Raw genomic sequence first — 13,169 nt, 5'->3', positions numbered from 1 at the left:
CTTTATTATTGTGGTTCAGTTTTTAAGGCACTAGCAATATTCGTTATTTTTCTGCATCAAACTGGTACTTATGAAGCATAGCTTGTTGGTGGCCCGCGATTTCTGCCACTTGCTCTGAACTTTCAATCATGGATTCAAGCTGTAACTTAGTATTCTCACCTTGTTCAGAAACACGAGTGATCGAATGTGTCACATCAACCGTTGCACGTGCTTGTTGCTCTGTTGCCACCATGATTTGTTCAACACGTCCTTTAATTTGGCTAACTGCAACCTCAATTTTTTCAAAAGCTTGCTTCACATCGCCACTGGTTTGTAGTGCATTGGCCATTTCACTTCGAGATTCAGTAACAGACGTTCGAGAGCGATCAGCCGCAGCCACCAGCTCATTCATCATATTGCGAATATTGGTGGTTTGTTGAGATGTGCCACTCGCCAATTTGCGTACTTCGTCGGCAACGACAGCAAAGCCGCGACCTTGCTCTCCTGCTCGTGCTGCTTCAATGGCCGCATTCAGTGCTAACAAGTTAGTGTTTTCTGCAATGCCACTGATCATATCGACCATTTCACGAATCTGTTTCACGCGGCCATCAAGGTCGGCCATTGATTCTTCGTTCATGCTTAGTGACTGTTCTAACGCTTGCAAACGTTGCTGGTTGAGCCCAACCACCTGGCTACCATTGACCGACTCGTCTTCTGCAACTTGTGCATCGTCATTGGATGCATTCGAAATACGTGCAATTTCACCGATTGACGCTTCCAGTTCAGTAATGGTGGTGATCATGTTCTGCAGCGATTCGTTTTGCTCGTTCAAGCTAGAATTAGTTTGTTCTGCAGCGTCGTGGCTTACTTCTGCTGTTTGGTAAAGCGTTTCACAGTTACGCGTCACCGATCGTACAGAATCGGCTGTCGAGTCTACAACGCTATTGAGCTTCGAAGCGATAACTTGAAGCTCTCTTGGCCCAACCAGTTCGCTTTGCTTTGAAAAATCGTGCTCAGCAAGGGAGCTTAGTTGGCAAGTGATGTTTTTGAGCCCTTTATTGACCCAACGACGTAACGCAAACCATGAAGTAGCAATAATAGCAGCGATCACTAATCCACTTATAAATAACACTCTGTCAATGGTCGCTATCGTTTGATTGACCACAGATTCACTTTCATCAATTAATATGGATGCAGTATTAGACAGTTGATTTAAGGTGCCTATCACAGTGTTGGCAAGCTTTATCACTTCAGCAAGGTCGGCTTCTTGTTGCTTGATTAACTTAAGCTTTAGCAGAATTTGTTTTAAGACACCATTGTCTTGGAATCCAGTCTGAACCATCTCATAAGGGGCCGTTAAACTTGCAAACTCAGTGATATCAGGGTGCCATTCTGAAAAATCGTCATAAGCGAGATTAATCCCAGCCATGCGATTACGTAGCTCTCGAAACTCACTTTCAGCTTTGTCTAAGTCCGATTGCATCATCAGCATTAGGAAGGTATTCGCCATTGACGAAGCACTCGCCGTGAAGCGGTTGGCGGCATCGTGTGCAGCGGGGTTTTCCTGAACAAGAAAAGAGCTAATACGATTCATCTCAGGTCCAATTGAATTTACACCATAGCGAAACTCAGCGACTTGGCCATCAATATGATTTTGTTTATTTTGAATCTCAATTTGAGACATCAAGACCTTGTTGGTCATAAGCTTTAATGCCGTCATGTCTTCAGTTAGGTTTTGCTTTTGTTCAACAGAAATCGCTTCAGGAAAAGATTGAGAGATAAAAAGGAGTTCCTCTAGCACTTTGTTACTTGACTCGACGAGTTGTTCAATAGATGAGCGAGTCGTATTCAATGTGTTTAGATCTTTCGATTGAGTACTGTAAGTGAGGAGCTTCACCTGCTCTAACACGTTTTGTGTCAGTTCTGCATTATGAAGAGCTAATGGTAGTGCTCGTTCGGACAACGCGTTGAAGTGACCCCCAATCCGTTCAACTCCCGTTATGCTGACCATCGACAAAAAACTAACTAGTAAAAGAATGGAGATAAATACGGTAGTGACGGTTTGGATGAGCGAGAATGTATAACGTGAGGGTTTTATTGATAAATTTGTGTCGGGCATGTGAAATCCAGTTTGACTACGAAAAGAGATATCCTTAAGTTAGTTTGTATACTAGAAGTCCTTGATGACGTTTTTATTTCATTTTTTTTTCAGAAGAGTTACATATGAAATTCAGAAAAATGCTTGCAGTTACAATAACTTTCGCAACATTAGCTGCATGTAGCTCGACCCCGTCTCCCTCTCAGCTTAGTCAAACCGCACAGAAACCTTTATCAAAATCGGAACAATTGACTAAAAATGCTTATATGAGCGTGTATGAGCAGTGGAAAGGCGTGCCGTACCATTTCGGTGGAACCTCATTTAGAGGTGTAGATTGCTCCGCTTTTGTGCAGATTGCCGTGCAAAATGCGACCCAACAAGCTCTACCAAGAACCACAAAAGATCAAAGTCAAAAGGGAAAAGAAATTGCGTATGAACAGGCAACAAGTGGCGACTTGGTGTTTTTTAAGACATCGATGACTGTGCGACACGTAGGTGTCTACCTCGGAAATAATCAATTTCTACATGCTTCTACATCGAAAGGTGTGATTATATCGAGGCTGGATAACCCTTATTGGGCTTCCAAGTTTTGGCACTTTAGACGTTTATAACAGATCCACTGCAGGCTTATACCCGACCTTACACGCTCACTAATATGCTAGGTAAGCGTGCATCATAATATCAGTTCTATCTAATCGTATTTAGCGACGGCTGAATCAAATAGGTTTTTCACCAAAGCGATGTATTCGTCTAGAAATACAATTTGCTCGTTGGTTGCTTTTTTGGTCCACACACCGGCTAGCACTTCACCTAAATCAGCTACTACGGCATCAGCTTCTTTCAATAACTGAAAACGAACGCTGGAATGTAACTCTGGATTTTGCTCGAAAATAGCCATGATGTTAGTTGAAATCATGTCAGTAATGATGTCTTCAACACTTTCATTACCTGTATAGCCATTACTATTCGTAAAGACATCTAAGTTAAATGATAAGTGTTCGATCAAAGCCAAATAGCCATCGGTTTCTACAACCACAATAAATCTCCGTTTTAAGCTCTAGAGCAGATTAATACGTAATTGCCTAATACTATGTAAATGAAGTTGTTTGTCATCACTTTATTACTCAAAATCATATTAAAATGCTACTAATGAGCCTTTAAGCTTAAATTTCAAGCAATATACGGATGACATAGACAGTCACATGCTTCCAAAGAGTTAGACGAGCGTTCCAGCAGCCTGGCTCTCCACTGAATGATAGTACATTCTATCACTCTGAGGTTTTACCTAAGATGAAGCTGAAACAATAACAAGTCATGTCGACTTTTCCAGTTTATTACGATCCAAAACGTGCCGTTTGTGAGACTCGTCTCAAACCATTTATGACATCGTATTTTCAATTTATTCTTGTTTATCAATGAGCTTGAAATAGTTCGAGTTCACAAATTACCCAAATGAATCAACATAAGATGAATAAGAAACAAGAACATTGACGAGTACATCTATAAATTACTCAGATTTATCCTAAACTATTGCTATTAAACAAACATTCCCTGAGGGTTTTCTATGTGGCAAGCCATTTCTCAACAGCTTTCAGATACACTTCTATTTAGCTTCCAGATTACTGAACGCACCAAGCTCTCTGGTGGCGACATTAATGATTGCTATATGATAAGTGATGGTAACGAGCGTTACTTTGTGAAAGTGAATCAGCGAGAATTTTTACCAAAGTTCGAAATTGAAGCCGAGAACTTGCGTTTGTTGAGAGAGACCTCCACGGTTTATGTTCCCGAACTCGTACTTATTGGTAAAACCAAAGAGTGCTCATTCATCATTCTTAATTACTTACCAACCAAGCCGCTAGAAACCGGCAATAATAGCTTTGATTTCGGCGTTCAACTTGCTCAACTTCATCAATGGGGTGAACAGAAAGAATTTGGTTGTGATCAAGACAATTACATCGGTAGTACACTGCAGCCTAACCCTTGGCATAAGAAGTGGGGCCGATTTTTCTCAGAACAACGCATTGGTTTTCAACTGCAACTGTTGAAAGAAAAAGGCATTAAATTCGGTGATATTGATGAACTCGTCGATGTTGTTAATATGCGCCTCGCAGGCCACAACCCTCGCCCTTCTTTGCTTCATGGTGATCTTTGGTATGGCAATGTTGCGAACTCTGCTTTTGGTCCAATCTGTTATGATCCAGCCTGTTATTGGGGTGATCATGAATGTGACTTAGCATTAACAGAGTTGTTCGAGGGGTTTCCAAAAGAATTTTATGAAGGCTATCAAAGCGTCAGTACACTCGATATTGGCTATACTGATCGCAAAGACATTTACAATTTGTACCACCTGCTTAATCACTGTAATCAATTTGGCGGTCATTATTTGGCACAAACCGAAGCGTGTATTCAGAAAATTCAGGCCGTTTAATGCTAATCACCGTAATTTACTAGGGTTGGTGTTGGTTACAGTGGGGAGAATTTGCCATGCATAAATACACCGAAAAACATGTCTCCTGCCCGCATTGCGGGCACGCCATTAATATAACGCTTGATGCATCCAACGGCAGCCAGGAATTTTATGACGATTGTCCTGTGTGTTGCAATCCGATTCACTTAGATATGCAGGTCGACGAGATAAGAGACAAAATAAGTCTATCCATTGACGCTGATGACGAGCAGGTGTTTTGAGTCGTATGTATTGATATCCCATAGAGAGAGAGAAAAAGAGCACATCAAGTGCTCTTTTTTAATTATATAGTGTCTTTATCGCAATGTTCCGGGCTGATTCGAGAGTAAACGAAACTTTAAAGTAAACAGAAAGCTATTTCTGATTAGCCAGTACGCGTTCAACGGTATCGACAATGGCTTGTGTTTGAGGGTCGAATTCAATGTTGACATCATCCCCTACTTTACGAACACCAAATAGAGTTCGGTTTAATGTTTCTGGTATTAAATGCACAGAGAAACGATTGTCTTTAACTTCACCAATAGTCAATGAACACCCATCTAAACCAATGTAGCCTTTACTTAGTACATATTTCATTGATGTTTCTGGCAATTCGAACCATAGCGTACGATTGTTTTCAGTTGTGATCACTTCAACCAGTTTAGCCTTAAGAGCAATATGCCCAGACATACTGTGACCACCAATTTCATCGCCAAACTTGGCTGCACGCTCTACATTTACTTGATCTCCAACATTCAATTGACCAAGGTTCGTTAACCTCAACGTTGCTTGCATTAAATCAAATGCGACATGGTTTCCTGAAATCTCAGTGACAGTCAAGCAACAACCGTTATGAGCTAATGAAGCGCCAATCACTAGTCCTTCAATCATTTCATCTGTTAGCTCAATGGTATGAGTCTGAAACAACTCTTTTTTATTTATAGCAACCAATGTTGCCATTCCTTGAACAATACCTGTAAACATAAGATTCCTATTTAGCGTATTACTATCAGTTTTTAATAGCAGTTATTGTGACATTTCTTTATGATTCGTCCAATGGAAGCTTAATGATCAGTGCCTCTGATTTCTTCTGAACGTCTATCCCTCATACTACTAATCTAATTTGGAGTAATTTGTGCATCGTTACAAAGAAGAAGCCTCAAATCTAATCAAACTTGCGACCCCTGTATTGATCGCATCCGTAGCACAGACCGGAATGGGTTTCGTCGATACCGTGATGGCCGGTGGCGTGAGTGCCATTGACATGGCCGCAGTATCAATAGCTGCGAGTATTTGGCTTCCTTCGATCTTGTTCGGTGTAGGCTTATTGATGGCATTAGTCCCAGTGGTTGCTCAACTTAATGGCTCAGGTCGTCAAGTTAAAATTCCATACGAAATTCAACAAGGCGCGGTACTGGCGTTGTTGATATCACTGCCGATCATTGGCGTACTTTTTCAAACTCAAGCCATACTTGAGCTAATGGACATTGAAGCCTTGATGGCTCAAAAAACCATTGGCTATATGCATGCGGTAATGTTTGCGGTGCCTGCTTTCTTACTTTTTCAAACCTTAAGAAGTTTTACGGACGGTATGTCTTTAACCAAACCGGCAATGGTGATTGGTTTTATTGGTTTGTTGCTAAACATCCCGCTTAACTGGATGTTTGTATACGGTAAGCTTGGAGCTCCTGCTCTGGGTGGTGTTGGTTGTGGCGTAGCAACGGCTATCGTTTATTGGATAATGTTTGCTCTACTATTTGCATACATACTCACTTCGAAGCGTCTCGCGAAGATCAACATCTTTGGTCAATTCCATAAACCTGAGTTAAAAGCACAAATCCGTTTATTTAAGCTAGGTTTTCCTGTAGCCGCGGCACTTTTCTTTGAAGTGACCTTGTTTGCGGTGGTTGCTCTTCTGGTTGCTCCATTAGGTTCATTAGTGGTTGCAGCGCATCAAGTCGCCATTAACTTCTCGACTTTAGTGTTTATGATTCCAATGAGTATCGGCGCTGCTGTGAGTATTCGTGTGGGACATAAACTGGGCGAGAATAATACCGAAGGCGCTAAGATTGCGACCCATGTAGGGATTATTGTTGGTTTGGTTACCGCCTTTATGACCGCAGCATTGACGGTGTTGTTTAGAGAACAAGTATCATTACTGTATACAGAAAACACCGCAGTGATCACCATTGCCATGCAGCTTCTTATTTTTGCCGCGGTATATCAATGTACTGATGCGATTCAAGTGATCGCGGCGGGTGCATTACGTGGATATAAAGACATGCGTTCTATTTTTAACATAACCTTTATTGCGTATTGGTTACTTGGTCTACCGACGGGTTATATTCTTGGGATGACGGATTGGCTTGTGGAACCAATGGGGGCTCACGGCTTCTGGATTGGTTTCATTATCGGACTCACTTCAGCCGCAATGATGCTTGGTATGCGCCTGCACTGGATGCACAAGCAAGATGACGTTGTACAGTTAGAATTTAGTTCTCGTTAAATGCTCAATTGCTAAATTGATAGAACCGATACCACAAATAAAAAAGAGCTCTGACTTTCTTAAGATAAGAGTCTAGAGCTCAATTTTTTACTGTATGAGTTCAGTGAATGTAGTCTAATATTCACTCTTCTCTCGAACGAAGCGGGCAAACTTCGGTTTTCCATTTTGCGTAAAGCCATTATAACGAAAGGTAATCCTGCTGCCGATTTCAGGAGGTGACAGTCTCATTTTATCGCTAAATCCACTACCGATATAGAACTCAACCCCCTCTTCCGTGTGGACCAGAATTGAACCCATCATCCCCTTGTATTTCCCTGTACCACTTTTGTAACCAATGACTGTTGCTTCCGCATCATGATGCCTTTTCAGTTTTAGAAGATCATTACTTCGACCTGCCTGATAACGACTTGTGATCTTGCGGAGCATCAAACCTTCCCCGTTACGTTCATCGATATTGTCTAACTGATGAAATAACGCCTTTTCATTTTTGATTGGGACATGTTCAATATAACCCACATGAGACTCGTCAATTAGACTCACCCAATGCAAGATATTATAGTAGCGTTTTTGGTAATCTCCCGCCGCTCCCGGCATATCGAATAACATGAACTTTATTTCACGCCATGCTGTATCACTAGGGGTATGGTCAAGAACAGTCGATTGCACTAAATGGAACTTGCCTCTACCGGCCCATAACTCCCCTTCAAGGCGGACCTTTGGTAGCTGCTCAGTAAACCACGTTGGTGCATAAATCTGGTTTCCGTTACGAGTATAGAGATGGTTACCATCCCACAGCGCCCGAATCCCATCGAGCTTTTCACTTTTCCAATATTCAGAAACATCAATACCTTGCTGGTATGTGTTTGCCAAGATTAAATTTTCTGGCGGTAAATTGTATGAATGAGATGAAAGCGAACACGCCCATAAAGTCGCTATAGCCAGTTTGGTTAGCCTCATTATCTGCTCCGTATTAATAACTCCTTCAATCCTAAGCGTTCCACTCCACAGATAGACAAACTTTGGAATAAGATGCGATCCAGACATCAACCTTATTTAATTTTAAATTTCATTCATAAAATTAATGACTTATAACTCACAAAAATTAGCTCATTTCTAATTCTCATATTGAGAAACAACCTCTATCAATATGAGATTAAAAACAATAGACATTGTAACTCATTGAAAAACAATAAAATTAAAATTGGCATGCTACATGCTCTTGTTAAGTCATACATTAAAGGAGATAGCATTATGGAATTACGTAAAATTGACTTAGACACTACAACACTGACCCTTTCTATTTTTGGCAATTTAGACGCAGCAGGTAGCCGCGAGGCGCAAGCCGATATTGATGATGTTATTTCAAATTATGGGCATCAAGAAATCGAAGTGGATTTTAGCCAAGTTCAGTTTCTTGATTCATCAGGTGTAGGTGCCATTGTTTATATGTTCAAACGTCTTACGGAGCGAGAAAGAAATATGCGTTTAGAAAATGTTTCAGGACAACCTCTTGAAATTATGCAGCTACTTCGCATTGGCCACGCGATCCCAGTTAACTCAAAAAATCCTACTAATTCATGAAGATCCACTAAGCTAGAAATAACAAAACATAATAATAAAAATAGAAAACAAAGGACGTTGGCATGAAAATACTGAAAAATTATATTGGCCTTTCTCTGTCTTTTCTTGTTCTTGGTTGTACAAGCTACCCGGAGCAAGGCACGGGGGGATTGGCTGAAAGTTATGATTCCATTAACTATCAAAATTCAGATTTATCGCCAGTCATGCCTGACGAACCACTCGGCCCAGAACACGGCTTACGCTTTGATTGGCAATTAGCAAAACTGCACCTAAACGCCTTAATTCAGGAAGGCGCTCGTTGGTGCTTTCCTGCTGCGGTACTTCAAGCCATCGAAAAGCAAAACCGAATTGCACGCGAACTGCAAGGTGGGTTGTTGTTAGATGCTGCTAACGATTTGGTTATTCAAAGAAAACGCCTTAATGAACTTGAGCTCCAACTTGATTACGTGACCTCACAGGCTCGTTGTGAACCTCCTAAGAATGAAAGTCAATTCCGTATGCAACTGTCGGTGATTGAGCAGTTGTATGACCTACTCAATGTCGACAATCAATTCGCGAAAAACTCTACCGAAGTAAATCCTAAGTACATGGGACACCTCGCTGAGGCGGCCAATATTTTAAAGCAAAATGAATCGCTAGACCTCATTGTTACGGGGCATGCAGACGCAAGCGGATCAGAAACTTACAACAACAAACTGGCGCTCGGCCGTGCTAAACAAGTTGAGCGTTACCTCACTATCTTTGGGTTAAGCCCACAACGAATCAAAGCCGTATCAGTCGGTGAAACAGTACCACTTTTCGAAGGTGAGAATGACGAAACACGTTTAACCAATCGTCGGGTAAGCATTGAAGTGATCTCACATGAAAATGCGGCGAAAATGGGAGGCGCATTATGAAAATACTACTGACGTTTATTATTACCATCTCGCTATGCTTTGCAGCCACAATCAATGCAGAAGACAAATTTTCAGGTGCAGTACAAGTGGGCGATCTTATTCAAGTCAATTTACCCGGAGAAGTCACCTTGAATACAGGTTTTCAGGTTGACAAGCGCGGGCGAATCACTCTTCCGGAAGTGGGGACAATTTTTGTCGCGGGTTACGATAACGACCAGTTGAATCAAGTCGTGCTTGAAGCACTAGCCTCCGCATATAAAGATCTAACTAACGCTTCAGTTTACGTGAAAGAGCAACAAATCATTATCGCTGTTCAAGGCTACGTAGAAAAGCCAGGTGAATACACATTATCATTGGGCTCTAGTATTCAAATGGCATTGTATGCTGCGGGTGGTCTGCGTCCGGGCGCACAATTAGACAAACTTATCTTAAAACGCGGGGCTGGTAAGACAGAGTTTAACTATAAACGTTTCCTTGATTCTGGTGATGAATCTACCTTACCAACGCTTCAATCGCTTGACTCTTTGTTTGTTCCAGCTTCTCCGTTAGTAGGCAACATCGAGCAAGAGTTTGATGCTGCAAAACTTGCTAACTCTGGCGACAGTGCCGATTCTCGCAACGCCATTAAGGTGTTTGGTGAAGTGAACGCACCTGGCTCGTTTACTTACAAAGAGAACACCGACTTAGTTGATGTACTGATGCGTTCTGGTGGTGTAACCCGCTATGCCGGCGTCGAACAAATCCGCGTAATTTCGAACAACACACCGACCCTGTTTAACCTTAAGCGCTACCTAGACTCTGGAGATGAAAGCTTGTTGCCCGTCCTTCAACCCGGCTCAACCATTTTTGTACCGAAACAAGAAGAAGAGATTAAATCTGGTGCGAATACCGTTTACGTCATGGGAGAAGTAGCAGCACCTGGTGCTTTTGAAGGTAAAAAAGACGCGACATTTATGGATATTCTTGCGAATGCTGGTGGCCCGACTCGATTTGCTGAGTCTAGACAAATCCGTGTTATCAAATCCAATGGCCGTGTACTTAAATTTGACTTAGCAGCCTATACTGAAGGCATATCAGATTCAGCTCCCCCTTCAATTCAGGCGGGTGACGCGATTTTCGTTCCTGAAAAAACCGATATGAATGAGAAGTCTTGGTTGAAAATTACGCCCGATAGAGCCGTTAATGTTATTGGAGAGGTGAATCGCCCCGGTCGTATCGAATGGTCAGATGAAATGAATTTCATGGGTTTGTTAGCTCATGTGGGAGGCCCAACTCTACGTGCAGACACGTCAAAAATTGAGGTGGTGACAGGCAGAAAACTGGTTGTGTTTAACCTTGATGAATTTATTAAAAACGGCGCCCCACGAGATCAGATGCCCTCCATTAGAGCGGGTTCAATCGTTCGTGTTCATGACTTACCACAAGATCCTTCAGACAATAAATCACAATGGGTTCGTCAAAGCTCAGATGCTTCGATCTACGTTTTTGGTCAAGTGAATTCCCCCGGCCGTTACCGTTTTACCAAGGACATGCACTTCTTAGACATATTGTCTGCCGCTGATGGCCCAGCTAAAGGTGCCGATATACACAATATTAGAGTGACACATCGTGACAAAACCTATTCGCAAGTAAGCAAGCTAAACTTATCCGTTTACTTTGAAACTGGCGATGAATCATTGCTGCCAAACGTGACCACTGGTGACACCATTTACATTCCAGAGAAAAACAAGAATTGGTTAGATACGCCAAAAGAAGCAACCGTTCGAGTGCTGGGCGCTATCAACAACCCTGGTCGTTATGTGTTCAACGACAATATGACGATCCTTGATATATTGGCAGAAGCAGCAGGTCCTACCGACAATGCTTACGTAGAAAAAATTACCATCGTCAATATGTCTTGCTGCCAAGGCCAAGCACGCACCTTCAACCTTATCGAGTTCAGTAAAACCGCGAATATTTACAATTTACCGGTATTGCGCGCGGGTGACACCATTTACATTCCTGACCGTCGTGAAAGTTTTCTTGAAAAAGCCCGTGTAGGGTTAGATGACATTCTTCGTCTCACGACCACCATCGTTCTTATAGGAGCTTTATAATGACTATTTCAGCCACGCATGCCGAAGTTGAACAATTGTATTTAGCTTCGGAACTTAATGGTCAGCGTTCGATTTGTGTTACGGCTTGTCAATCTGGTGACGGTGTAACATCTATCGCCACTGCACTTGCAGAACGTTTTTTGTTGGCAGGTCACTCTACGCTTTACGTAGACCTTAACCTGTTTAATCCTGGGTTTAAGGATGTAAACATGCTTGAAGAAGATCAGTCAGGCCAACTTATAGAGCACATAGAGTCACAACGTATGTTCCTTGGGGTCCCGGCCCCACAATTGGCGTCTGCCCAACTGGCATACAAAGATCCTTCGACGCTTCAAAAAGCAGTAACCCAATGGCTGCACAGCTATGATCGTGTCATCGTCGATACCTCACCACTACTGAATATCAACAAAGGTAATATCCCAGCTCAATCCGTCGCAAGTGCTTGTGATTGTGCATTACTGGTTGTCGCCTATGGTGAAACGTCAACTCATCATCTAGAGCAAGCTAAGCAACTACTCGACGCAAAAAGTATCTCTCTCATGGGCTGCGTAATGAATATGAAACAACATCCTAGTTTCGCTCAAGAGCTCGTTAGGCAGATCAATCGGATGAAGTTCATTCCCAAAAAAATTCGTGATAACTTGGCGAATAAGCTGCATCGTAATGAATTCTTAAACCTGTCGATGTAATATGTTAGCTGTCATTTAAAACTGACAGCTTTCTCCCTTCCTAGCGCTTCCAGCCTTTAAACTCTTAAACTCTATAATCAATCCTCTTACTGAGGAAATCATTAAGAAACTGATTTTTAAAGAAAAGAAATCACATTTTCGCTCATAGTCTATGGTTTCGACACCTTAAAAAGAATCAAGAACAACTAGGTATAGGTCTGCATTCAGGATTTTATTAAGTCATTAGTTATAGAGCCAGTCGAGTAATTCTCATCTTTTACCGGCAAGCAGTTGAAATTATTCTAATAAATGACTAAAACTTAATAATGCTCAAAGTATATATACCTCAAGCGAGCGTATTTACTCGCGGGACAATAAAGGAGTTAGTGTGGACAACTCGACTTTAGCTTCAGACACCTCTGCAGAACTTGTTGATGAGCGAATTATAAAACAGCTAATTCATGACACAAGTGCGGAGGTTATCCCTATTCTAATCGATCACTATGTTGAAGAATCACGCACGCGCTTAGCCGCCATTAGACATGCCGCCACCAATAACGACGCACAAGCCCTCGAATTTGAAGTACACACTATAGGCAGTACGGCATTGGTGTTAGGCAACCGCCCTCTATCAGTGCTGTCTCGAACTTTAGAAAAACAATGTCTAGAGCAAGAGTATGATGCCGCCTTTCTTAGGGTTGAAGAGTTGTTAGAGCTCGCAGACCGTTCAATTAAGGCCTTACTGAAAAGAAAAAACGAAGGCTTTAGTTAATAAGTCAGCTTTCGAATTATCCTGGAAAAGCAAAACTTCGAATAGGACGGTATCAATACTTATTTAAGTCTCTGCAGTAGGCTTAACCACATTTATTGTTAAGATCCAGTAATTAAGAACTATT

Annotated in this window: 13 protein-coding genes; 9 read left to right on the top strand and 4 right to left on the bottom strand. The window is 41.9% G+C overall.

Going from position 1 to position 13,169, the window contains the following annotated elements; translation table 11 throughout:
- Window positions 1-43: 43 nt before the first annotated feature.
- Complete coding sequence (locus tag OCT63_RS14535) at window positions 44-2,098, bottom strand: methyl-accepting chemotaxis protein (protein WP_161687486.1); 2,055 nt, start codon at window positions 2,096-2,098, stop codon at window positions 44-46.
- 104 nt (window positions 2,099-2,202) lie between these two features.
- On the opposite strand from OCT63_RS14535, the gene OCT63_RS14530 reads away from it, so the two are divergent.
- The gene (locus OCT63_RS14530; protein WP_017057292.1) at window positions 2,203-2,688 is read left to right on the top strand and encodes a C40 family peptidase; all 486 of its coding nucleotides are present in this window, start codon (window positions 2,203-2,205) and stop codon (window positions 2,686-2,688) included.
- A gap of 80 nt (window positions 2,689-2,768) precedes the next feature.
- Here the strand turns inward: OCT63_RS14530 and OCT63_RS14525 are convergent, their stop codons facing one another.
- A complete protein-coding gene (locus tag OCT63_RS14525; protein WP_017057293.1) occupies window positions 2,769-3,113 on the bottom strand; it encodes a DUF3802 family protein in 345 nt (114 codons plus the stop codon).
- A gap of 528 nt (window positions 3,114-3,641) precedes the next feature.
- Between OCT63_RS14525 and OCT63_RS14520 the strand changes: the two genes are divergently transcribed.
- Window positions 3,642-4,508, top strand: a complete 867-nt coding sequence (locus tag OCT63_RS14520) for a fructosamine kinase family protein (protein WP_150878032.1) — start codon at window positions 3,642-3,644, stop codon at window positions 4,506-4,508.
- 56 nt (window positions 4,509-4,564) lie between these two features.
- The gene (locus OCT63_RS14515; RefSeq protein WP_082710327.1) at window positions 4,565-4,768 is read left to right on the top strand and encodes a CPXCG motif-containing cysteine-rich protein; all 204 of its coding nucleotides are present in this window, start codon (window positions 4,565-4,567) and stop codon (window positions 4,766-4,768) included.
- 133 nt (window positions 4,769-4,901) lie between these two features.
- On the opposite strand, the gene OCT63_RS14510 is transcribed toward OCT63_RS14515, so the two are convergent.
- Window positions 4,902-5,510 carry a riboflavin synthase subunit alpha gene (locus OCT63_RS14510; protein ID WP_161679777.1) on the bottom strand — a complete coding sequence of 203 codons (609 nt, stop codon included), beginning with the start codon at window positions 5,508-5,510 and terminating at the stop codon, window positions 4,902-4,904.
- 151 nt (window positions 5,511-5,661) lie between these two features.
- On the opposite strand from OCT63_RS14510, the gene OCT63_RS14505 reads away from it, so the two are divergent.
- A complete protein-coding gene (locus OCT63_RS14505) occupies window positions 5,662-7,032 on the top strand; it encodes an MATE family efflux transporter (RefSeq protein WP_046224275.1) in 1,371 nt (456 codons plus the stop codon).
- Window positions 7,033-7,146: 114 nt separating this feature from the next.
- Here OCT63_RS14505 and OCT63_RS14500 read toward each other — a convergent pair whose 3' ends face one another.
- Window positions 7,147-7,989, bottom strand: a complete 843-nt coding sequence (locus OCT63_RS14500) for a DNA ligase (RefSeq protein WP_077680390.1) — start codon at window positions 7,987-7,989, stop codon at window positions 7,147-7,149.
- A gap of 294 nt (window positions 7,990-8,283) precedes the next feature.
- Between OCT63_RS14500 and OCT63_RS14495 the strand changes: the two genes are divergently transcribed.
- The 5 genes from OCT63_RS14495 to OCT63_RS14475 all read left to right on the top strand — a co-directional run bounded on the left by OCT63_RS14495 (window position 8,284) and on the right by OCT63_RS14475 (window position 13,045).
- Window positions 8,284-8,613 carry an STAS domain-containing protein gene (locus OCT63_RS14495; RefSeq protein WP_017057299.1) on the top strand — a complete coding sequence of 110 codons (330 nt, stop codon included), beginning with the start codon at window positions 8,284-8,286 and terminating at the stop codon, window positions 8,611-8,613.
- 62 nt (window positions 8,614-8,675) lie between these two features.
- Complete coding sequence (locus OCT63_RS14490) at window positions 8,676-9,509, top strand: OmpA family protein (protein WP_137033173.1); 834 nt, start codon at window positions 8,676-8,678, stop codon at window positions 9,507-9,509.
- Window positions 9,506-11,605, top strand: a complete 2,100-nt coding sequence (locus tag OCT63_RS14485; protein WP_161674525.1) for an SLBB domain-containing protein — start codon at window positions 9,506-9,508, stop codon at window positions 11,603-11,605. Before OCT63_RS14490 ends, OCT63_RS14485 begins: the two co-directional genes overlap by 4 nt.
- Window positions 11,605-12,294 carry a tyrosine-protein kinase family protein gene (locus tag OCT63_RS14480; RefSeq protein ID WP_060467692.1) on the top strand — a complete coding sequence of 230 codons (690 nt, stop codon included), beginning with the start codon at window positions 11,605-11,607 and terminating at the stop codon, window positions 12,292-12,294. Before OCT63_RS14485 ends, OCT63_RS14480 begins: the two co-directional genes overlap by 1 nt.
- Window positions 12,295-12,661: 367 nt before the next feature.
- Window positions 12,662-13,045 (top strand): Hpt domain-containing protein, encoded by a 384-nt coding sequence (locus tag OCT63_RS14475; protein WP_269983941.1) that lies wholly within the window; start codon window positions 12,662-12,664, stop codon window positions 13,043-13,045.
- The last annotated feature ends 124 nt before the right edge of the window (window positions 13,046-13,169 follow it).

Source organism: Vibrio sp. RW, assembly GCF_027587105.1.
Lineage (GTDB): Bacteria > Pseudomonadota > Gammaproteobacteria > Enterobacterales > Vibrionaceae > Vibrio > Vibrio toranzoniae.
Note: the sequence above shows the minus strand (reverse complement) of the source record. Positions and strands in the feature narration are given on the sequence as shown.

Bases quoted from the DNA above. Each gene is read 5' to 3' on its own strand.
- OCT63_RS14535 (WP_161687486.1), bottom strand. From the start codon at position 2,098: ATGCCCGACACAAATTTATCAATAAAACCCTCACGTTATACATTCTCG.
- OCT63_RS14530 (WP_017057292.1), top strand. From the start codon at position 2,203: ATGAAATTCAGAAAAATGCTTGCAGTTACAATAACTTTCGCAACATTA.
- OCT63_RS14520 (WP_150878032.1), top strand. From the start codon at position 3,642: ATGTGGCAAGCCATTTCTCAACAGCTTTCAGATACACTTCTATTTAGC.
- OCT63_RS14515 (WP_082710327.1), top strand. From the start codon at position 4,565: ATGCATAAATACACCGAAAAACATGTCTCCTGCCCGCATTGCGGGCAC.
- OCT63_RS14510 (WP_161679777.1), bottom strand. From the start codon at position 5,510: ATGTTTACAGGTATTGTTCAAGGAATGGCAACATTGGTTGCTATAAAT.
- OCT63_RS14500 (WP_077680390.1), bottom strand. From the start codon at position 7,989: ATGAGGCTAACCAAACTGGCTATAGCGACTTTATGGGCGTGTTCGCTT.
- OCT63_RS14495 (WP_017057299.1), top strand. From the start codon at position 8,284: ATGGAATTACGTAAAATTGACTTAGACACTACAACACTGACCCTTTCT.
- OCT63_RS14490 (WP_137033173.1), top strand. From the start codon at position 8,676: ATGAAAATACTGAAAAATTATATTGGCCTTTCTCTGTCTTTTCTTGTT.
- OCT63_RS14485 (WP_161674525.1), top strand. From the start codon at position 9,506: ATGAAAATACTACTGACGTTTATTATTACCATCTCGCTATGCTTTGCA.
- OCT63_RS14480 (WP_060467692.1), top strand. From the start codon at position 11,605: ATGACTATTTCAGCCACGCATGCCGAAGTTGAACAATTGTATTTAGCT.